Origin of the sequence: Cognatiluteimonas weifangensis, from assembly GCF_003416885.1 — a bacterium.
Classification (GTDB): domain Bacteria; phylum Pseudomonadota; class Gammaproteobacteria; order Xanthomonadales; family Xanthomonadaceae; genus Cognatiluteimonas; species Cognatiluteimonas weifangensis.
This window is the reverse complement of sequence record NZ_QVPD01000002.1, coordinates 298,626-319,434: the sequence shown is the minus strand read 5'-3', so window position 1 is coordinate 319,434 and position 20,809 is coordinate 298,626. Positions and strand designations below refer to the sequence as shown.

Here is a 20,809-nt window from a genome sequence, read left to right as displayed (position 1 = left end):
ACCGTGGCCCGCGCGGGGGCGGGCGGATGCGCGTCGCCCAGGCCCGTCTTGCTGGAACGCGAATTGCATGGAAGCGGCGTCCTTCCAGCGCAGCGTGCCGATGACAGCCTTCGCTTCCCTTGAGATCTCCGAGCTGGACACGGTGTCCGTGCGCGAACTGCCGCGCCTGCTGGACGAGTACCCGGACGTCAAGGTCCTGTCGCTGGACTGCTTCGACACCCTGCTCTGGCGGCGCGTGCACAAGCCCACCGACGTCTTCTTCAGCCTGCAGCAGCGTCCCGCCTTCGCCCGCGCGGGGCTGGACGCCGGCCAGCGCCAGCGCGGCGAGCAGCTGGCAAGGCGGCTGGCGTTCGTGCGCACCGGGGCGTGGGAAGTGTCGCTGCGCGACATCCTGCGCACCGCCGCGCCCGGGCTCGACGACGCGCACCTCGCCGAGATCGAGGAGGAGGAACTGCAGGCCGAATGCGAGGCCTGCTTCCCGCTGCCGGCCGCGGTCGCGCTGCTGCGCGATGCGGCGGCGCGCGGTCTCGAGGTCGTCATCGTCAGCGACATCTACCTGCGCGAACCTCAGTTGCGTCGCCTGCTGGCGCATTGCCTGCCCCGGGACGCCTACGCGGCCATCGGGCGCGTGTTCGTCTCCTGCGAGCACGGCGCGAGCAAGGGCACCGGCCTGTTCGAGCGCCTGTGCCGCGGCGGCGCGCTGTCGGCCGCCGACACCCTGCACGTCGGCGACAACCCCAACGCGGACCTGCAGGCGCCCGTGCAGGCGGGACTGCGCGCGCGCCTGCTGCACCGCTTCCCCCGGCACATCGCCGACCGGATGGAAGATCAGGGCACCGCGTTGCGGCTGGTGGATCCCGAGGTCGAACGCAGCCGCGGGATGCCCTCGCCCTGGCACGCGGTGCTGGCCCGACTCGACCTGGACGCCGAGGATCCCGTGCGCGATCTCGGCCAGGCCAGCCTCGGCCCGATGATGCACGGCTTCGCCAGCTGGATCCTGGCCCGCCGGCAGGAGGCACTCGCCGCCGGCCAGCGCCTGAAGATCGCCTTCCTGATGCGCGACGGCCACCTGCCCTGGCGCGCCTGCACCGCGCTCGCCGGCGGGGAAATCGGCAAGCCCGTCTACATCTCCCGCTTCACCGCCTTCGCCGCCGGCTTCCGCGCCCAGGAGGACATCGACCGCTACCTGGCGATGCATTCCCGGAGCCGGCAGTACGCGACCATCCTCAAGCAGTTCGGCATCACCGGGGCGGCCGCGGACGAGATCCTGCGCAAGGTCGAGCGCGCCGGCGGCGGCCACGACGCGTTCGTCGCCCAAGTGCGCGCGCCGGCGGTCGTGCAGCGCATCCTGCGCTGGTCGGCCGCCTATCGCGAGCGCATGCGCCGGCACCTCGTCGCCGAACTGGACCTGCAGGCCGGCGATACCCTGGCGATGGTCGACCTCGGCTATTTCGGCAACATCCAGCGCGCGCTGGCGCCGATGATGCGCGAGGAGTGGAGCGTCGGCCTGCTCGGCTGGTACCTGATGTGCTACCCGCAGGCAGGCGCCGGTGGCGAGCGCACGGCGCTGATCGACCGCGCGCGTCACGGCGAGCAGACGATCCGCACCCTGATCCCGTTCATGGCGACGCTCGAGACCCTGTGCACCACCGACACCGGATCGGTACGCGACTACGCGGACGACGGCACGCCGGTGCTGGAGGCACAGGTGATCGCGCCGCAGCAGGCGCAGACCGTCGCCCGCATCCAGGACCACGCCATCGTCTTCGTGCGCGAGGCCGCGGAAAACGCGCCGACCTGTACGGAGGACGCGCTGCGCGACGCGACCCTCGCCGAGCTGGTGCGGCTGCTGTACCTGCCCTCCCGCGGCGAACTGTCCCTGTTCCAGTCGTTCGCGATGGACGAGAACATGGGCTCGGACATCGCGGTGCGGATCGCGGATCCGGAACAGGCGATCGCCGACCTCCGCCGCGACGGCATCTTCTTCTCCACCCGCATGCGGCCGAAACTGCGCCGCAACCTCGCCCACGAGTTGCGCCATTGCGGCGTGGAGCTCAGCCTGGCCACGCTGGCGGTGCACCGCGACCGCCTCAGCCTGCGTTCCTCCGACTGGAGCCTGCGCGAGGACGGCCTGACCGTGCTCTACACCACCGCGCGCGAGGCGACTCGCCGGGCGGTAGCCGCACAGGCCACTTACGACGGTTTCTACCGCGCACGCGTGCCGCTGGGCAGCGGCAACGCGCACGTGGGCCTGCTGTTCGGCGAACGCCACCGATGGCTTCAGCTGCTGCAAGCGCGGGTGCTGCCGGTCGAGTTGCTGTCCAGCGATCAGGAGGGTTTCGACGTCCGCGCGCGCCTGATCCACGACCAGACCGCCGACCACGGCGATGGCCTGCTCGAATGCGCCTCCGAAGGCGCCTTCTCCATGCTGCCCGCGGGCAGCGTGCCGTTCGCCGGGTCACTGGTGCTGGAACTCGTCTATCGCCCGCTTCTCGGGCGCATGGCCACCCCGGCCGGAGACCTCGCCGCATGAACACCGACCACGACCAGATCTGCGTCGCCAGCTGTTTCGCCCTCAGCGATCCGCGCTGCGCGCGCTTCCTCAATCGGCTGGGCGATGCACTGGCCGAGCAGAGCACCCAGCTCGTCGTGCTCGCAACCAGGCACGCGCCCGAGCTCGAATATCCGCAGATCCAGATCCCCTACTCGATCCTCGGTTTCGACCGCGAGATCCCATTGCAGGACCTGGCGCCTTTCCACGCGATCGCGCCGGTGGCGCTGGCCGAGCGCGCCTGGTCGGGCAGTGTGGCCGGGGCCGACACCTTCGCGCGTGCAACCGCGAAGTGCGAATGGTTCTATCAGGCGATCGCCGAGGAGCTGCGGCCGTCCGGGGCGCTGCTGTGGAACACCACCCACCCGCACAGCCGTGTCGCGCGCAACGTGCTGCAGGCCAGCGACGTGCCGGTCTGGTGCTTCGAGCGCGGACAGCTTGCGGGCACCTACCAGGTGCAAGCCGGCGAAGTGAACGCCTGGGACGACAGTCGCGTCGCCTTCGCCCTGCACGCCGGCCTGCGCATGGATCTCGCCCGCCAGGTCGGCGAAGCGTTCGATGCCGCGCGCGCGCTGTCGCTGTCGGCGCCGGTGGACCGCCACCCGCCGCGCGAGGGCACGGACGTCGTCGCCCTCCCGCGCGGCGACGGACCGAGTGTGCTCGTCCTCACCAGCGCGATCGGCTCCTCGATCGAACCCACCGCGCTGCGCACGATCGGCCTGAGCCAGCCGCTGTGGCCGGATCTGCAGGCGATCGTGGACGCGCTCGACGCCGCCCTGCCGACCGATGCGACGGTGCTGTTCCGCGACCATCCGATCAACCGCGAGGTGCTCCGCCACCCGCTGCGCCTGCCGCCGCGTTTCGTCGAGGCCGACGGCGTGCCGATCGCGGGGCTGCTCGAGCACGCAGACCGCGTCGCCTGCATCGGCACCACCACGCTGCAGTACGAGGCCCTGCTGCGCGACAAGCCGCTGCTGGTCCTCGGCCGCAGCCCGGCGACCGCGGCCGAAGCGGCCTACGCGCCCGCGCGTGCGGCCGACCTCGGCGCCTGCGTCGCTGCCTGGCTGGCCGACCGCGACGGGCCCCGCAAGCGCGCCAATGCCCGTGCCCTGGTCGGCCTGCTGTGCGAGCGCCACCTCGTCCGCGAGGACGACCGCGCCCTGCACGTGCGCAACGGCGTCGTCGAACTCGCCGACTTCATCGCCGCCCAGGCGGTGCCGCAGGCCGAGCCGGTCGCCGACCGCATCGACCGCTTCGCGCAGCGGATCCTCGCCGCCTGTTCCATCGGAGAACCCGCATGAAGACCGTCGCCTTCCTCCCCGCCAAGGGCAACAGCGACCGCATCGGCAACAAGAACGTGCGCCTGCTCGACGGCAAGCCGCTGTTCCTGCACACCCTCGACAAGCTGCTGGCCTGCGACTTCATCGACGAGGTGTGCCTCGATACCGAGTCGGAGGAGATCGCGGCGATGGCCGCCGAGCGCGACTGCCGGGTGCTGATGCGCGACCCGAAGCTCGCCAGCAATGCGACCGACGGCAACCGCCTGTTCATGAACCAGGTGCGCCAGGTCGAGGCCGACATCTACCTGCAGGCGCTGTGCACCAGCCCCTTCATCGAGCCGGATACCGTGCGCCGCGGCGTGGAGACGCTGGCGCTACCCGGCACGCCGCACGACTCGGCGGTGCTGGTGCGCAAGGAGCGGCTGTACACCTGGCGCAACGGCCGGCCGAGCTACGACATCGCCAACATTCCCAACAGCTTCACCCTCGACGAGACGGTGATCGAGACGATGGGCCTGTACATCGTCCGTCGCGACGCCGCGCTGCGCCTGGAGCGCCGCATCGGCGACCATCCGCTGTTGCTGGAAGCCAGTCCACTGGAGGCGATCGACGTCAACTGGCCCGAGGACTTCGCGCTCGCGGAACTGATCGAGGCCGGTCGCCGCGAACGCGACCGTTGCCTGCTCAACAACCTCAAGGGCCTGCTGTCGAGCCCGATGCTGTCGGACATCCTCGACGACCACGGCTATCCCGACCAGGTCGTCCGCGGCCTCGCGCCCAACCTGCCGGACGTGCGCATGCTCGGCCGCGCCAAGACCCTGCGCCTGCGCAAGCTGGAGGATGGCGAGGATTTCCGCGGCATCTACAAGGCGCTGGACAGTTACGCGACGGTGGTGCCCAACGACGTCATCGTGGTCGAGAACGAGATCGGCCAGTACGCCTACTTCGGCGAGCTCAACGCCAACCTCGCGATCCGCCGCGGCGCGGCCGGCGTGGTGGTCGGCGGCATGACCCGCGACAGCGCCGACGTGGTGCGGCTCGGTCTGCCGGTGTTCGCGCAGGGCTATTCGTGCCAGGACGTGCGCAAGCGCGCGACCCTGGACAGCGTCAACAAGCCGGTGACGATCCAAGGCGTGCGGGTGGCGCCGGAAGACCTGGTGTTCGGCGACCGCGAAGGGCTGGTCGTGATCCCGCGTCGGGTGGAAGCGTCGGTGCTGGACGCCGCGCTGCGCGTGGCGACCAACGAGAAGCGCATCCTGATCGACATCTCCGAAGGCGCGGAAGTGGAGCGGCTCACCCGCGAGTACGGGTTCTTCTGAGCCGCCCGCGGATTCCCGTCGCGACGGATGGCGCTTGCCCGCCAGCACGCGACGCGACGGGAATCCACGGGGGACACGGGCGAAGCCGCAGCGCGGGCGTTCACGGGGCATGCGGCCTGCGCCTGCCGCCCTCGCGGCGGCCCCGCCCGGGATTTCCCTGCCTTGCATCACAGAAATCGCACGCCGGGCGCTAAAGCCAGCGCCGCCCTGGCCGTTATCTGCCACAGCAGAGGACGGGGCCACCATCGGCATCTTCTGCGGTAACCCCGGCCGTGGCCCTGCCCGCCGGCAACCAGTCCAGGAGACCCAACAATGTCTGTCGTCAACACCAACGTGATGTCGCTGAACGCCCAGCGCAACCTCTACACCAACAACCTGGGCCTGGCGACCTCGATCCAGCGTCTGTCGTCGGGCCTGCGCGTCAACAGCGCGAAGGACGACGCCGCCGGCCTCGCCATCGCCGAGCGCATGAACGCCCAGATCCGCGGCTCCAACGTCGCGATCCGCAACGCCAACGACGGCATCTCGCTGGCGCAGACCGCCGAAGGCGCGCTCGGCAAGATCGGCGACGCCCTGCAGCGCATGCGCGAACTGGCGGTGCAGTCGGCCAACGCCACCAACAGCTCCGGCGACCGCAGCAACCTCGACCTCGAGTTCGCCCAGCTGCAGTCGGAAATCTCGCGCGTCATCGACGGCACCACCTTCAACGGCACCTCGCTGTTCACCGGCTCGTCCTCGTTCTCCTTCCAGGTCGGCGCCGGCACCACCAGCAACGACGTGGTCTCCGTGTCGCGCAACCAGCTGTCGGGCGGTACCGCCGGCACCAGCGGCGGCCTGCAGGCGACCGATACGGCGCAGGACGTGCTGAAGACGGTCACCGGCACCTCCGACATCGCCGCCGACGCCACCGCCGCCACCAACGCGATCAAGGACATCGATGTCGCGCTGGACAAGGTCAACGCCGAGCGCGCCACCTACGGTGCGGCGCAAAACCGCTTCGAGTCGGTCATCTCCAGCCTGCAGATCTCGGTCGAGAACGTGTCCGCCGCGCGCAGCCGCATCATGGACGCCGACTTCGCCAAGGAGACCGCGGAGCTGACCCGCACGCAGATCCTGACCCAGGCCGGTACCGCGATGCTCGCCCAGGCCAACTCGGCGCCGCAGAGCGTACTCAGCCTGCTGCGGTGATCGCTCCGCTCCCGTGACACCCCCAGGGGAGGCTGCGCAGGCAGCCTCCCCTGCGGCTTTGCAGGGAAGTCGCCATGCCCGCCATCGCGCCCGCTTCCGCCATCGTTCCCGCCGCTGCCGGCGCCATCCCGGCAGCGCCCACGCCCACCCGCGGCGCCGCGCCGGGCGCGCCTGCGACGCCGCCCGCCCCGGCCACCGGCACCACCGCCCGTCCGCAGGCGCGCGACGCCCGGCAGTTGCAGCACCAGTTCGACGAACTGCTGGCGACGACCTCCACCCGCCTGCACTTCCGCGTGATCGAGGACCTGGGCACCGTCGCCATCAGCATCATCGACGAGCGCACCGGCGAGGTGCTGCGGCAGGTCCCCAGCGAAACCGCGCTGCGGATCGCCCGTCGCCTGCGCGCCGGCGGCGGCCTGCTGGACGAACGGGCCTGATCCGCCCGCCACGCGCGCCGCACCGGCCGGCAACCCACGACCGGCCCCTCCCCCACCTGTGCGGCCGCCGCTGGCACGCCGCTTGCACACCTCAAGATCGCAACGGCCACGCCGTTATCCCCTACGAAGCAACCCCTTCCGCGCCGCAGGAGGCTCCGTGGCCAGCATCGTCAGTGCAGGAATCGGCTCCGGCCTGGACGTCAACGGCCTGGTGTCCGGCCTGATCGCGGCCGAACGCGCGCCGGCGGACAACCGGCTCAAGCGCGACGAGTCCAGCACCAGGGCGCAGATTTCCGCGTTCGGCGCGCTCAACGGCGCACTGTCGGGCCTGCAGACCGCGCTCGACGCCTTCAAGGGCAGCGGCGCCGACCCCGGCCGCAAGGCCATCGTCGCCGACGGCGCCGGCTTCACCGCCAGTGCCGACACGACGGCCGCGCCAGGCAGTTACGCCGTGCGCGTGGAGAAACTCGCCACCGCCCACAAGCTGCAATCCGCCGCGTTCGCCACCGACGCCCAGATCGGTTACGGCAAGCTGACCCTGCAAGTGGGCAGCGACGACCCGATCGAGGTCGACATCGCGCAAGGCGAAGGCACCCTCGCCGACATCCGCGACGCGATCAACGCCAAGGTCGGCAGCCAGGGCATCAGCGCGAGCATCGTGCACGGCGACGCCGGCGACGTGCTGGTACTGACCTCGCCGCGCACGGGCATCGACGGCTCGCTGTCGCTGACCGCCAGCGGCGGCGACGGCGGACTGTCCGCGCTCACCAACGCCTCGCTCACCGAGGTGACCGCCGCGCAGGATGCGGAAGTGTGGGTGGACGGGGTCCAGCGCACCAGCGCTTCCAATCACCTCACCGACCTGATCGACGGCGTCACCCTGGACCTCGCCAAGGCGCAGCCCGGCCAATCGTTCGACCTCGCCATCGGCGCCGACGGCAGCTCGCTGCGCACCCGCATGGAGGCCTTCGTCAAGGCCTACAACAACGCGATCGCCACCCTGCGCACGCAGAGCGCAGCCGGCGACAAGGACACCGCGGGGGCCACCCTCAGCGGCGACGCCACCCCGCGCGCGATCACCCAGGCGCTGCGCACCGCGATGGGCACCGCGTACGCGGAGATGTCCAGGCTCGGCCTCACCACCGCGAAAGATGGCACGCTCACCCTCGACGGCGCCAAGTTCGACGCGGCCATCGCCGCCGACGCCACCGCCGTGCGCGCGGTGCTGGGCGACGGCGCCGACTACGCGGGCAGCCTGCGCGCCACCTTCACCGCCTACCTCGGCGACGACGGCGTCATCGGCGACCGTACCGAAGCGCTCAACGACCGCCTCGACGCGATCGCCGACCAGCGCGAGGCGCTCGACCGCCGCATGGCCGCGATGGAAGCCAACTACCGCCGCCAGTTCACCGCACTCGACGCGATGATGGCGCAGATGCAGTCCACGTCCGCCTTCCTCACCCAGCAGCTCGCCGGCCTGAGCGGCTGAGCCCAACGCCATGAACGTCCGCCCATGAACGCCCGCGCCTACGCCGCCCAGTACCGTCAGACCGCCGTCTCCAGCGCCGTGCTGGAAGCCAGCCCACAGCAGCTCGTCGCGCTGATGTTCGCCGGTTTCCGCGACCGCGTGCAGCTCGCCCTCGCCAGCCTCGAGCGCGGCGACGTCGCGCGCAAGGGCCAGGCGGTGAACGAGGCGATCGCCATCCTCGGCGGCCTCGAGGGGGCGCTCGACCACGAGGCGGGCGGCACCATCGCCGACGGCCTGCAGTCCCTGTACGACTACCTGCAGCGGCGCCTGACCGAGGCGCACCTGCGCAACGACGCCGCCGCGTTCCGCGAAGCCGACGCGCTGGTTGCCGAACTGCAGTCCGCGTGGAACGCCATCGCGCCGGCGGCGCCGGCGCCGTAGGAGAACGACCATGAACCGCCGCACCAGCGTCCTGCCCGTGCTGCCGACCGAAGACATCCGCGCCGCGGCCGCCGCCGGCGACTGGGGGCGCGCCACCGACCTGGTCCGCGGCCACGACCACGCCGTGCGCGCCGCGTGGATCGACCCGCCGCCGGAAGCGCAGTTGCCGGCATGGCGCGAGCTGCTCGCCGAGCAACAAACGCTGATGCAGGAGCTGCAGCAGCGCCGCGACCAGGCCGCCGAGGCGCTGGCCCGCCTGCAACGCGAGCGCCGCGCCGCGCACCGCTACCTCAGCCAGGCCGCGGACACCGGCGCGTGAAACCCGGCGAGGCCGACGCCGTGCTGTTCGGCGAGGCGCTGACCTGCGAGGAGCGCCGCCCCGCAGGCTTCGCCCCCGGGCCGCACGCGCCCACGGAGCTGCAGGCGGAAAGCCTGCGCGCCGAAGCCTTCCTGCAAGCCCTCGCCCTGGTCGAGGACAGCCGCGGCGAGGAGCCCGAGGAACGCGGCACCACCGGCCTCGCCCTGCAGCGCATCGAGGCCCGCCTCGACCTGCTGACCACCCTCGTCGGCAGCCTGCTGCGCGGCCACGACCATGATCCCGTGCGCCCGCTGCGCTGGTCGGCGCTGGGCGCCAGCCTGCAGGCCGGGGACGGCGACGTCGCCGGCGGCGCCACCGGCTGGCTGCGCGTGCAGCCGTCCGACTGGCTGCCGCAGGTGCTGCGGCTGCCGGTCGAGGTGCTGGCGAGCGAGGCGGGCACCGGCGGCACGCGCCTGTGGCTGCGCTTCGTCGGCCTCGGGGCGGGCCTGTCCGCAGCGCTCGAACGGCACCTGTTCCGCGTGCACCGGCGCGAAGTCGCCGGGCGGCGGCGGGCGACTTTCCCCTGAGGGAGCGATGTCCGCGCGGCGCACCCCGCGTGTCCGCGTTCAGCGTGAACGCACGGTTTTCGCGACGGCAGGCGGCGCGGGTTGGCACCTCGCCTGCATGAAGGCTAAGGTGGGCACAGGGGATCCACGGACCATCGCTTTGCGAGTACTCATCTGCGACGACCACACCCTGGTGCGGGCCGGCCTGCGCCGGCTGCTGGAGGGCTTCGACGGGGTCGAGGTCGTGGCGGAGGCCGCCGGCGCGGACGAGGCGGTGGCGCGGGCGCGGCAATGCCTGCCCGACGCGATCCTGCTCGACCTGTCCATGCCCGGGCGCAGCGGCTTCGAGGCGCTGGACGAACTGCGCCAGGTGGTGCCCGGCAGCGCCGTGGTGATCATGTCCATGCACGACGACCCGTCGCACGTGCGCGCAGCGCTGGCACGCGGAGCCAGCGGCTTCGTGGTCAAGGAGGGCGCGCCGGCCGAACTCGAGATCGCGCTGCGCGCCGCGGTCAACGGCCGCACCTTCCTCAGCCCGCAGGTGTCGGGGCCACAGCTGCGCGCGCAACCGGCGGCGAAGGGCGACGTCGAGGCGCTGCCCCCGCGCCAGCGGCAGATCCTGGCCGCGCTCGGCGAGGGTCACACCACCAAGCAGATCGCCGCCGACCTCGGCATCAGCGTGAAGACGGTCGAGACCCATCGCGCGCGGATCATGGAGGCGCTGGGCTGCCGCAACGCCGTCGAGCTGCTGCGGATGGCGGTGCGCCTGTACGACCGCACCGTGCCGCTGGGCAATGGCAAGCTCGACGGCGGCAGGCTCTAGCGACGGAATCGCGTCGCGCTGTCGGGGATTCCCCGACACGACTGGGGGCCGCCCCCACCCGACCACAGGAACGCCCCGATTCGGATTCCGTCAGGCGCTGTCCATCCTCATCCCCGGGGACATCACCGGCGGAGGGGAGCATGAAACAGGCATTGCAGGCCCGGCAGGCGCAGACGCTCAACCTGACGCCGCAACTGCTGCAGACCATCCGCCTGCTGCAGCTGACCGCGCCGCAGCTGGAAATGGAATTGCGCCAGGCGCTGGAGCGCAATCCGCTGCTGGAGTCCCAGCTTGTCGAGGACGAGGCCGAGGACGACGCCCCCGCCGCCGACGCCGCCGCGCAGGAATGCGCCGCGTGGGACGAGTTGCCCGAGCCGATGTTCCTGTCCGCCGGCGGCCACGCCGGCGACGAGGAGGCCACCGCGCGCATCGCCGCCGGCGAATCCAGCGACTGGCGCCAGCGCCTGCTCGCCCTGCTGGCCCTGCAGTGGCGGCCGCATGCGCTGGCGATGGCGGCGTTCTGGCTGGATCACTGCGACGACCGTGGCTACCTGGAGCACGACGTGCAAGCGCTGGGCCAGCGCGGCGCGACGGAACTCGGCATCGCCGCTGAGGAACTCGAGGTCGCGCGGCAGCGCCTGCTGCACGGCGAATGGCCGGGCGTGGCCGCGGCCGATCCCGGCGAATGCCTGCGCGCGCAACTCGCGCTGCAGCCCACTGGCCGCGCGCGCGAACTGGCGTCGCGCATCCTGTCCGACCACCTCGAGCTGCTCGCCGCACACGACGCAGCCGCACTCGCCGGCGCGCTCGCCGCCGGCGAGGACGACGTCCACGCCGCGATCGCGCTGGTGCTGTCGCTGCGCCCGCATCCGGTCGAAGCGGTCGCCGCCGACAGCGGCCACATCGTCCCCGACGTGGTCGCCTGGCACGCCGGCGGCAAGTGGCGGGTCGCGCTCAACGACGCGGTCCTGCCGCGGGTGCGCATCGCCCCGCATTGCGAACAGGCGCTCGCCGACGCGCCCGGCCAGCACGCCGCCCTGCGCGGCCTGCTGGAGGAAGCGCGCTGGCTGGTGCGCGGCGTAGCGATGCGCAACGAGACCCTGCTGCGCACGACCCAGGTGCTGGTCGAGCGCCAGCGCGCCTTCCTGGAGCGCGGCGAGGAGGCGATCGCGCCGCTGACGCTGAAGGAAGTCGCCGACGCGATCGGCATGCACGAGTCCACCGTCTCGCGCATCACCACCGGCAAGTACATCCAGACCCCGCGCGGCACCTTCGAGCTCAAGCGCCTGTTCGCGGTGCGGCTGGAGGGCGCGCAGGTGGGCGCCGCCGCGGTGAAGGCGATGGTCAGGCGCCTGATCGAGACCGAGCCGGCCAACGCTCCGCTGGCCGACGACGTGATCGCCGGCCTGCTCGCCCGCCAGGGCGTGCGCATCGCGCGCCGCACCGTGGCGAAGTATCGTGACCAGCTCGACATCCCGTCGGCGCCGGCCCGCCGCGCCCAGCCGCGCGCGGCGGTGGCCTGAGGAGACCGGCATGCGCAAGCTCAGGATCCTGCTGGTGGACGACCACCCGGGCTTCATCAACGCCGCGGTACGCCACCTGCGCAAGCTGGACTGGATCGAGATCGCGGGCATGGCCGGCAACGGCATCGAAGCGATCACCCAGTGCGAGGCGCTGCGCCCGGACGTGGTGCTGATGGACCTCGCCATGCCGGAGATGGGCGGGCTGCAGGCCACGCGCCTGATCAAGGCCCAGGACGACGCGCCTTTCATCGTCATCGCCAGCCACTTCGACGACGTCGAGCACCGCGAGCACACCCTGCGCGCCGGCGCCGACGCCTTCGTCAGCAAGCTCGCCTACATCCACGACGTGATGCCGATCCTGGAGCGCGTCGCCGGGCGCACGCCGGAGGCGCAGGCATGAGCGAATCGCGCATCCTGCTGCTGGACGCCGACGCGGCGCGCGCCGAACGCCTGGCCACCCTGCTCGAATTCATGGATTTCACCCCGCGCCTCGCCACCGAGACGTCCGACCTCGACCTCGCGCGCGCCAACGCCAGCGACTGGGTCGCGGTGATCGTCGGCGACATCGGCGGGGATCCGCACTGGCCGGAGTTCGTGCGCTGGCTGGCCGCGCAGGCGCTGCACCCGCCGCTGCTGGAGCTGCCCGGCCACGCCGACGACGCCGCCTGGCGCCGCGACATCCATCCCGACACCGTATGGCCGATGGCGTGGCCGGCGCGGCGCGACCAGCTGCAGGAACTGCTGCGCCGCGCCAGCCTCAAGCGCATCGACGACGACGCCCGCCGCGAGGAGCCGGCGTTCGGCCCGACCGGGCGCAGCCCGGCGGTGCTGCGGCTGACCCGGATGATCGACCAGGTCGCCGCATTCGACACCACCGTGCTGATCCTCGGCGAGTCCGGCACCGGCAAGGAGATCGCCGCGCGCGCGATCCACGTGCGCTCGCCGCGCAAGGACAAGCCGTTCGTCGCGATCAACTGCGGCGCGATCCCGCCGGACCTGCTGGAAAGCGAGCTGTTCGGCCACGAGAAGGGCGCCTTCACCGGCGCTTTGACCCAGCGCAAGGGCCGCTTCGAGATGGCCGAGGGCGGCACCCTGCTGCTGGACGAGATCGGCGACATGCCGATGGCGATGCAGGTCAAGCTGCTGCGGGTGCTGCAGGAGCGCGTGTTCGAGCGCGTCGGCGGCGGCGCCGAGATCCACTGCAACGTGCGCGTGATCGCCGCGACCCACCGCAACCTGGAAGGCCACATCGCCGAGGGCAAGTTCCGCGAGGACCTGTTCTACCGGCTCAACGTGTTCCCGATCGAGATGCCGGCGCTGCGCGAGCGCGGCGACGACCTGCCGGACCTGATCGAGGCGATCACCCGCCAGCTGGCCGAGGGCGGCCGCGGCCAGGTGCGGCTGGCGCAGGACGCGGTCGCTGCGCTGCGGCACTATGCCTGGCCGGGCAACGTGCGCGAGCTGGCCAACCTGCTCGAGCGCCTGGCCGTGCTGCACCCAGGCGCGACCGTGCGCGCGGCCGACCTGCCGGGCCGCTACCGCGCCGCGGTGCCGGAAACGGCCCAGGCCGCGCCCGATCGGGTGCCGGCGGCCGCCACCGTCGTCGATCCGGCGACCCTGTCGCCCACCACCAGCCTGCCGCCGCAAGGCATCGACCTGCGCAGCCACATTGCCCACGTCGAACTGGACCTGATCCGCGCCGCGCTGGCCCAGACCGGCGGCGTGGTGGCGCACGCGGCGCCGCTGCTCGGCCTGCGCCGGACCACGCTGGTGGAGAAGCTGCGCAAGTACGGCATCGAGCGCGACGGCGGCGAGATCGAGCTGGCGGCGGAAGCCTGACGCCGGCGTGGCACGCGGCTTGCACGTACCAGGGCAGACACCCGGCTCGTGACGAACCGCCGACATGACCGACGCGATTTCCTCGATCCTCTCGCAGATCCGTGCGCACGAGATGCGCATGCGCGACATCTCGGCCGACGCCGCGCCGTCGACCGCCATCCCCGGCCCGCCCGGCGGCGTCGGCGGGCCGGCGGAGGCGCGCGGCGCGGCCGGCGGCTTCGCGCAGACCATGGCGCACGCGATCGACAACGTCAGCCGCACCCAGCAGACCGCAAGCGAACTGCAGCAGGCCTTCGAACTCGGCGACCCCAAGGCCGACCTCGCTCGCGTCATGGTCGCCATGCAGCAGTCCCAGGTCGCCTTCCGCGCCACCGTGGAGGTGCGCAACAAGCTGGTCCAGGCATACCAGGAAGTGATGAACATGCCGATCTGAGCCGGGTCTCCGTCGCGCCCGCCGACCGGCGGGTGATCGAAAGAACGACGCAACGCCCTCCCCCCGACCGACCAACGACGACAAGCACACGCGCCCATGAGCGTCATCGCCCTCCCGAAAACCCCCGGCGGCCTGAAGGACATCGGCCGGCTGCAGGACATCCCCGCGGTGCGGCAGCTGGCCCTGCTGGTGGTGGCGGCGGCCGCGATCGCGCTCGGCCTGTGGCTGTTCTTCTGGACGCAGAAGCCGGGCTTCGTGCCGGTCTACGCCGGGCTCGACGCCAAGTCCACCGCCGACGCGTCGGACCTGTTGCGCGGCAAGCAGATCCCGTTCCGCCTGGATGCCGGCAGCGGCGCGCTGGCGGTGCCGGCCGACCGCGTCGGCGACGCGCGCCTGGCGCTGGCCAGCGCCGGGCTGGGCGCCAGCGACGGCGGCGGCTTCGCCGCGATGGAGGGCGACCAGGGCTTCGGCACCAGCCAGTTCATCGAGAACGCGCGCTACCAGCACGCGCTGGAAACCGAGCTCGCGCGCACCATCGCCAACCTGCGCCCGGTGCGCGAGGCGCGCGTGCACCTCGCCCTGCCCAAGCCCAGCGCCTTCACCCGGCAGAAGGCCGACGCCAGCGCATCGGTGGTGCTGCAACTGCAAAGCGGCGCCAGCCTGGAACAGGGCCAGGTGGACGCGATCGAGCGCCTGGTCGCGTCCAGCATCCCCGACCTCACCCCCGACCGGGTCACCGTGGTCGACCAGTTCGGCCGCCTGCTGTCGCTGCCCGACCGCGACAGCGAGGCCGCCATCGGCGCCGAGCGCTTCGACCAGCAGCGCCGCCAGGAAGCGGTCTACGTGCAGCGCATCCAGCAGCTGCTCGAGCCGATGACCGGCCCCGGCCGGGTCAGCGCGCAGGTCAGCGTGGACATGGACTTCGCCCAGACCGAGGAAGCGCGCGAGACCTACGGCCCGCAGGCCGGCATGGTGCGCAGCGAGCAGATCGCCGAATCCGGCAACGCGACCCCGACCGCCGCCGGCAACGCGGCCGCGCAGGGCGTGCCCGGCAGCGCCAGCAACACGCCGGCGGCCGCCGCGGCGAACGGCAAGCCCGCCGCGGCCGCGACTGCCCAACCCGCGCAGGCCGCGGCCGCCGACGACGACGGCACGGTGCTCACCGGGCCGACCTCGCGCACCGCGGTGCGCAACTACGAGATCGACCGCACCCTCACCCACACCCGCCAGGCACCCGGCCGCATCCGCCGCATCACCGCCGCGGTGCTGGTCGACAACCTGCCGCAGGGCGCCCCCGACGCCGACGGCAACACCCGGACCCGCGTGCTCGCGCCCGCCGAGCTCAAGCGCATCGAGACCCTGGTGCAGCAGGCGATCGGCTTCGACGCGCAGCGCGGCGACGTGGTGTCGGTGGTCAACCAGCCCTTCGCCGGCGGCGCCGTGCCGGACCTGGAGGACGGCGGCCCGCCGGTCTGGCAGGACCCGCAGGCGCGCGACCTGCTGCGCACCCTGCTCGGCGGGCTGGCGGTGCTGCTGGTGGTGTGGTTCGTGCTGCGTCCGGCCTTCCGCCAGTTACTGCAGCCGCGCCCGCATGCGCAGCCGGTGGTGCGCGCCGAGCTCGTCGACGACGAGGAGGTCCCGGTCGCGATCGGTCCCGGCGCCAGCCGCGGCCCGAGCGCCGCCCATGCGATGAGCTTCGACGACAAGCTGCAGGTTGCGCGCAGCGCGGTCAGCAACGATCCCAAACGGGTCGCGGCAGTCGTGCGCGACTGGGTCGGCGAGGAGGCCTGAGATGGCCGAGCTCCTCAGTGGCGTGCAGCGCGCGGCGGTCGTCCTGCTCTCGCTGGGCGAGCAGCAGGCCGCCGAGGTGCTCAAGCACATGAGCGCCAAGGAAGTGCAGAAGCTGGGCCTGGCCATGACCTCCGTCGGCAACGTCCCGCGCGAGGCCATCACCCGGGTCTTCGACGAGTTCGTCGACGTGCTGGCGCAGCCGAGCCTCGGCGCCGGCGCCGACGAATACGTGCGTGCCGTGCTGGTGCAGGCGCTGGGCGAGGAGCGCGCCAACGGCCTGATCGACCGCATCCTGATGGGCCGCAACACTTCCGGCCTGGACACCCTGAAGTGGATGGAGCCGCGCGCGATCGCCGAGATGGTGCGCAACGAGCACCCGCAGATCATCGCCATCGTGATGGCGCACCTGGACCCGGACCAGGCCGCCGAGGTGCTCAAGTGCCTGACCGAGCGCACCCGCGCGGACGTGCTGATGCGGATCGCCACGCTGGACGGCATCCCCCCGCACGCGCTCAACGAGCTCAACGACGTCATGGCGCGCCAGTTCGCCGGCAGCCAGAACCTCAAGTCCTCCTCGGTCGGCGGGGTCAAGGTCGCCGCCAACATCCTCAACTTCATGGACGGCGGCCAGGACGAGGCGCTGCTGGCCGCGATCGGCGAAGTGGACGAGGCGCTCGGCGTGCAGATCCGCGACCTGATGTTCGTGTTCGACAACCTCGCCGAGATCGACGACCGCGCGATGCAGGCGGTGCTGCGCGACGTCGCCAGCGACAAGCTGGCGATCGCCCTGCGCGGCGCCGACGCCAGGGTCAAGGACAAGGTCACCTCGAACATGTCCCAGCGCGCGGCCGAGATCCTGGTCGAGGACATGGAAGCGCGCGGCCCGGTGCGGCTGGCCGAAGTGGAGGCGGCGCAAAAGGAAATCCTGGCGATCGTGCGCAAGATGGCCGAGAGCGGCGAGATCGTGCTGTCGGCCAAGACGGAGACCTTCGTATGAGCGCCCGGCCCGCGGTCGTGCGCTGGACCGCACCCGGGCTGGATGCGCGCGCGGGCGGCGACGCGTCGCGCCACAGCGTCGAGGAACTGCAGGCGGTCGAGCAGGCGGCCCACGACGCCGGCTTCGCCCGCGGCCATGCCGAGGGCCTGGCGAGCGGGCAGGCCGAGGTGCGGCGGATGGTGGCGCAGATGGAAGGCATCCTCGACGGCTTCACCCGGCCGCTGGCGCGCCTGGACGCGGAAGTGGCCGACGCGCTGGCCGAGCTGGCGGTGCGCGTGGCCGGCGCGCTGGTCGGCCGCGCCTACGTCGCCGACCCGAGCCTGCTGGCCGATCTCGTGCAACAGGCGCTGGACACGATCGGCGGCGCCACCCGCGAGGCGGAACTGCGCCTGCACCCCGACGACCTCGGCGTGCTGGCGCCGTACCTGGCCGCGCAGGACGGCGTGCGCCTGCTCGCCGACACCAGCCTTGCGCGCGGCGAGCTGCGCCTGCACGGCGAGAGCGTGCGCATCGACGGCACCCTCGACGCGCGCCTGCGGTCGGTGATGCAGACGATCCTGGAAGCGCGAGAGGGCGCGCAATGAGCCTGCCCGCCGAGCACTGGCGCGAGGCGCGCAACCTGCGCCTGGCCGCGTGCCTGCGCGGCGCCGATCCGATGCTGGAGGCGCTCGGCCTCGCCCGCGAGGGCGTGCTGCGCCGGGCGGTCGGCCTGACCCTGGAAGCCTCCGGCTGCAGTGCGCCGCTGGGCGCGCGCTGCCGGGTGGAAACCTCCGGCGGCCGCTGGGTGGATACCGAAGTCGTGGGCTTCGCCGGCGACCGCACCTATCTGATGCCCACCGCCGACCTCGAGGGCCTGCTGCCGAACGCGCGTGTGGTCAACACCCATCGTCGCGGCGAAGTCGCGGTCGGCGAAGGCCTGCTCGGCCGGGTCATCGACAGCGACGGCGCGCCGCTGGACGGGCGCGGTGCGGTACGCCCGGAGAACCGGGTGGGCCTGGCCGGCACCGCGATCAACCCGCTGATGCGCGAACCGATCAGCCGCTCGCTCGACGTCGGCGTGCGCGCGATCAACGCGCTGCTGCCGATCGGGCGCGGCCAGCGCATCGGCCTGTTCGCGGGCTCGGGCGTGGGCAAGTCGACCCTGCTCGGGATGATGACCCGCTACACCGCGGCGGACGTGATCGTGGTCGGCCTGATCGGCGAGCGCGGCCGCGAGGTGCGCGATTTCGTCGAGACCACGCTCGGCGCCGAGGGGCTGCGCCGCTCGGTCGTGGTCGCCACGCCCGCCGACCGGCCGCCGCTGGCGCGCCTGCACGGCGCGTTGCGCGCGACCGCGATCGCCGAATGGTTCCGCGACCGGGGCCTGCACGTGCTGCTGCTGATGGATTCGCTGACCCGCTTCGCCCACGCGCAGCGCGAGATCGGCCTGTCGGTGGGCGAGCCGCCGACCACGCGCGGCTACCCGCCATCGGTGTTCGCCAGGCTGCCGCAACTGGTCGAGCGCGCCGGCAACGGCGCCGACGGCCGCGGCTCGATCACCGCTTTCTACACCGTGCTGACCGAGGGCGACGACCAGCAGGAGCCGATCGCCGACGCCGCCCGCGCGATCCTCGACGGCCACATCGTGCTGACCCGCCGGATCGCCGACGCCGGCCTGTATCCGGCGATCGACGTCGAGGTCTCGGTCAGCCGCGTGATGCAGGAAATCACCGACGCGCCCTGGCGCGCGCGCATCCGCAAGCTCAAGCAGCTGATGGCCGCCTACAACACGCAGCGCGACCTGATCGCGATCGGCGCCTACCAGCACGGCAGCGATCCGCTGGTGGACGAGGCGCTGGCGCGCTGGCCGGCGATCCTGCAGTTCCTCGGCCAGGACGTCGGCGAAGCCGCCGACATCGAGGCCAGCCGCGCCGCCCTCGCGCGCGTGCTCGACGAGGCGCTGCCGCCATCCAACGATCCCGCGAGAAAGCCCGCATGACCCGTTCCGAACGCCTCGATCCGCTGCTGCGCGTGGTCCAGCAACGCCAGGACGACGCCGCCCGCCAGCTCGCCGAGCGCGACCGCGCGCAGGCCGAGCAGGAGGCGCGGCTGGAGGCGCTGCGTCAGTATGCGGAGGAGTATTCGGCCGCGCCGGCGGGCGACGCCACCATCGCACCGGCGCTGCTGGCCAACCGCATCGCCTTCCGCGCCAAGCTCGACGCCGCGGTCGCGCAGCAGACCCGGGTGGTCGACAGCGTGCGCCAGCAGACCGAAGTCGAGCGCGTCCGCCTGATGCTCGCCAGCCGCGACACCAAGGTACTGGAGAAGCTCGCCGCCAGCTACCGCGCCGAGGAGGCAAAGGTGGTCGAGCAGCGCAGCCAGCGCGAGCTGGACGACATCGGCGCCCGACGTGCGCGCGGGGCGAAGGCCAAGCAAGAGGACGTCGACGCATGATCGGCGCAGCGCTGCCGGCCACCGCCGCACCTGTCCCCGCGTCGGCGCCCGGCGCCGACGCGGCAGCGCAGGCGCCGGACATGGCCGCCGCGACGGCTGGCGACGGGCGCACGCCGGCGCACGCCGGCACCGCCCCCTCGGCCCCGTCGCGCGACGGCGGCACCACACCGGCCGGGGCGCCGGACGCGATCCCCCCGCGCCGCGGGCACTTCGCGCGCCTGCTCGATCCCGCGCCGACCGCCACGCCCGCCACGCCGGCCGCGGACGCGGCGACGCCGGAACCGGCAGCGCCGTCCCAGGCCACCGCCACAGCCCTGCCCGACCAGTTGCTCGACCTGTTCGCGCTGCTCGCGCCGGGCGCACCGGTACCGGGCCCCGGTACGGCACCGATGCAAGACGGCGAGGCCGCCACGCCGCTGGCGGCGACGCTGCCGCCCGCCGCCGCGTTGCCGGCCGTGGCGCCCGTACCCGCCGGCGTGCCCGGCACGACTACCGCAGTCGGCACGCCCGGCGCACAGGATGCGCTGGCATCGCCGGCCGCCCGGATCGTCCGCGCGGACACCGACGCCGCACCCGGCCGCGTCGCGCCGGCGCCCTGGCCGATGCCCTCGTCGTCCGCGACAGCGGCGACCGGCGGCCACACCGCCGCGACGGCCGATCCGGCGTTGCTGCGCCTGGTCGCCGACACCGGTATCGGTGCGGCGGGGCCGCAGGCCGATCCGGCACCGACGCAACCGCTGCTGGCGACGCAGCCGCCCGCCTTGGCGCCCGCCACGGCGCGCATGCCCATGGTCCCGTCGGCGCCGCTGCCGCAGCCGGCGGATGCGCACACCGGTTACGGCGACGAGTTCGGCAACAGCGTGCTGTGGATGACCGGAAAGGCGCTCGGCCACGCGCAGTTGCGGGTCACCCCCGAGCACCTGGGCCCGATCGACGTGCGCCTGCAGCTGGACGGCGCGCGCGTGCATGCCGAATTCACCAGCGCACAACCGGAAGTGCGGCAGGCGCTGGAGGCCAGCCTGCCGCGGCTGCGCGAGATGCTCGGCCAGCACGGGCTGGACCTTGCGCAGGCCGATGTCGGCCAGCGCCAGCCGAACCCGCGGCCGGCCCCGACGACCGCGCGCGCGCCCGGCGACCCTGCCCTAATGCACGACGACCCGGCACCGGCCGTGCCCCGTTCCGCACGGAGCGTGCGCGGGCTGCTGGACGAATACGCATAAGGCAACGACGCGGTCGCCGACCGCGGGGACGGCCCGGGCCGGCGCTGCGCGACCCCGGCTTGCAGTCGCGGCGCGGGTTGCGTGCCGCCGGGCATGACTGCCAGCCGTGCGCTCGTCCACGCGCGCAGCCTGGCCGTGCGCGGACCGCGCCGATGCACCGGCACCCCGGCGTTCAGCCACGCGCCAAAACACCGTCGCCGCG

General features: G+C 72.8%; 20 protein-coding genes. All 20 read left to right on the top strand.

Annotation, left to right across the window (positions count from 1 at the left end):
- Nucleotides 1–67 precede the first annotated feature (67 nt).
- The 20 genes from D0Y53_RS03145 (at nt 68) to D0Y53_RS03055 (ending at nt 20,607) form a co-directional block, all read left to right on the top strand.
- The gene (locus D0Y53_RS03145; protein ID WP_117201738.1) at nt 68–2,533 is read left to right on the top strand and encodes an HAD family hydrolase; all 2,466 of its coding nucleotides are present in this window, start codon (nt 68–70) and stop codon (nt 2,531–2,533) included.
- Complete coding sequence (locus tag D0Y53_RS03140) at nt 2,530–3,852, top strand: hypothetical protein (protein ID WP_117201737.1); 1,323 nt, start codon at nt 2,530–2,532, stop codon at nt 3,850–3,852. Before D0Y53_RS03145 ends, D0Y53_RS03140 begins: the two co-directional genes overlap by 4 nt.
- On the top strand, nt 3,849–5,150 hold the full coding sequence (locus D0Y53_RS03135; RefSeq protein ID WP_117201736.1) for an RraA family protein: 1,302 nt from the start codon (nt 3,849–3,851) through the stop codon (nt 5,148–5,150). The genes D0Y53_RS03140 and D0Y53_RS03135 overlap by 4 nt, the downstream gene beginning before the upstream one ends.
- Before the next feature lie 312 nt (nt 5,151–5,462).
- On the top strand, nt 5,463–6,338 hold the full coding sequence (locus D0Y53_RS03130; RefSeq protein WP_117201735.1) for a flagellin N-terminal helical domain-containing protein: 876 nt from the start codon (nt 5,463–5,465) through the stop codon (nt 6,336–6,338).
- 74 nt (nt 6,339–6,412) lie between these two features.
- Complete coding sequence (locus D0Y53_RS03125; protein ID WP_117201734.1) at nt 6,413–6,775, top strand: flagellar protein FlaG; 363 nt, start codon at nt 6,413–6,415, stop codon at nt 6,773–6,775.
- Between the two features lie 157 nt (nt 6,776–6,932).
- On the top strand, nt 6,933–8,264 hold the full coding sequence (gene fliD / locus D0Y53_RS03120; RefSeq protein ID WP_158550559.1) for a flagellar filament capping protein FliD: 1,332 nt from the start codon (nt 6,933–6,935) through the stop codon (nt 8,262–8,264).
- Between the two features lie 24 nt (nt 8,265–8,288).
- Nucleotides 8,289–8,684 carry a flagellar export chaperone FliS gene (gene fliS, locus D0Y53_RS03115; protein ID WP_117201732.1) on the top strand — a complete coding sequence of 132 codons (396 nt, stop codon included), beginning with the start codon at nt 8,289–8,291 and terminating at the stop codon, nt 8,682–8,684.
- A 10-nt stretch (nt 8,685–8,694) separates the two neighbouring features.
- Nucleotides 8,695–9,003 (top strand): flagellar protein FliT, encoded by a 309-nt coding sequence (fliT, locus tag D0Y53_RS13000; protein WP_233511618.1) that lies wholly within the window; start codon nt 8,695–8,697, stop codon nt 9,001–9,003.
- A complete protein-coding gene (locus D0Y53_RS03110) occupies nt 9,000–9,569 on the top strand; it encodes a PilZ domain-containing protein (RefSeq protein ID WP_233511617.1) in 570 nt (189 codons plus the stop codon). The genes fliT and D0Y53_RS03110 overlap by 4 nt, the downstream gene beginning before the upstream one ends.
- Before the next feature lie 139 nt (nt 9,570–9,708).
- Entirely contained in the window at nt 9,709–10,371 is a 663-nt protein-coding gene (locus D0Y53_RS03105) for a response regulator transcription factor (protein ID WP_117201730.1), read from the top strand.
- 140 nt (nt 10,372–10,511) lie between these two features.
- Nucleotides 10,512–11,894: an RNA polymerase factor sigma-54 gene (gene rpoN / locus D0Y53_RS03100; RefSeq protein ID WP_117201729.1), complete on the top strand. Its 1,383-nt coding sequence runs from the start codon at nt 10,512–10,514 to the stop codon at nt 11,892–11,894.
- Nucleotides 11,895–11,904: 10 nt separating this feature from the next.
- Complete coding sequence (locus tag D0Y53_RS03095) at nt 11,905–12,294, top strand: response regulator (protein WP_117201728.1); 390 nt, start codon at nt 11,905–11,907, stop codon at nt 12,292–12,294.
- A complete protein-coding gene (locus D0Y53_RS03090; protein WP_117201727.1) occupies nt 12,291–13,733 on the top strand; it encodes a sigma-54 dependent transcriptional regulator in 1,443 nt (480 codons plus the stop codon). Before D0Y53_RS03095 ends, D0Y53_RS03090 begins: the two co-directional genes overlap by 4 nt.
- Nucleotides 13,734–13,797: 64 nt before the next feature.
- The gene (gene fliE, locus D0Y53_RS03085) at nt 13,798–14,166 is read left to right on the top strand and encodes a flagellar hook-basal body complex protein FliE (RefSeq protein WP_117201726.1); all 369 of its coding nucleotides are present in this window, start codon (nt 13,798–13,800) and stop codon (nt 14,164–14,166) included.
- Nucleotides 14,167–14,262: 96 nt separating this feature from the next.
- Nucleotides 14,263–15,957, top strand: coding sequence for a flagellar basal-body MS-ring/collar protein FliF (gene fliF, locus D0Y53_RS03080; protein WP_117201725.1), 1,695 nt, complete (start codon nt 14,263–14,265; stop codon nt 15,955–15,957).
- 1 nt (nt 15,958) lies between these two features.
- Nucleotides 15,959–16,954 (top strand): flagellar motor switch protein FliG, encoded by a 996-nt coding sequence (fliG, locus tag D0Y53_RS03075; protein WP_117201724.1) that lies wholly within the window; start codon nt 15,959–15,961, stop codon nt 16,952–16,954.
- Nucleotides 16,951–17,538, top strand: coding sequence for a FliH/SctL family protein (locus tag D0Y53_RS03070; protein WP_117201723.1), 588 nt, complete (start codon nt 16,951–16,953; stop codon nt 17,536–17,538). Before fliG ends, D0Y53_RS03070 begins: the two co-directional genes overlap by 4 nt.
- Nucleotides 17,535–18,932, top strand: a complete 1,398-nt coding sequence (fliI, locus tag D0Y53_RS03065) for a flagellar protein export ATPase FliI (RefSeq protein WP_117201722.1) — start codon at nt 17,535–17,537, stop codon at nt 18,930–18,932. The genes D0Y53_RS03070 and fliI overlap by 4 nt, the downstream gene beginning before the upstream one ends.
- Nucleotides 18,929–19,387, top strand: coding sequence for a flagellar export protein FliJ (gene fliJ, locus D0Y53_RS03060; protein WP_117201721.1), 459 nt, complete (start codon nt 18,929–18,931; stop codon nt 19,385–19,387). The genes fliI and fliJ overlap by 4 nt, the downstream gene beginning before the upstream one ends.
- Complete coding sequence (locus tag D0Y53_RS03055) at nt 19,384–20,607, top strand: flagellar hook-length control protein FliK (protein WP_117201720.1); 1,224 nt, start codon at nt 19,384–19,386, stop codon at nt 20,605–20,607. The genes fliJ and D0Y53_RS03055 overlap by 4 nt, the downstream gene beginning before the upstream one ends.
- Nucleotides 20,608–20,809: the final 202 nt, after the last annotated feature.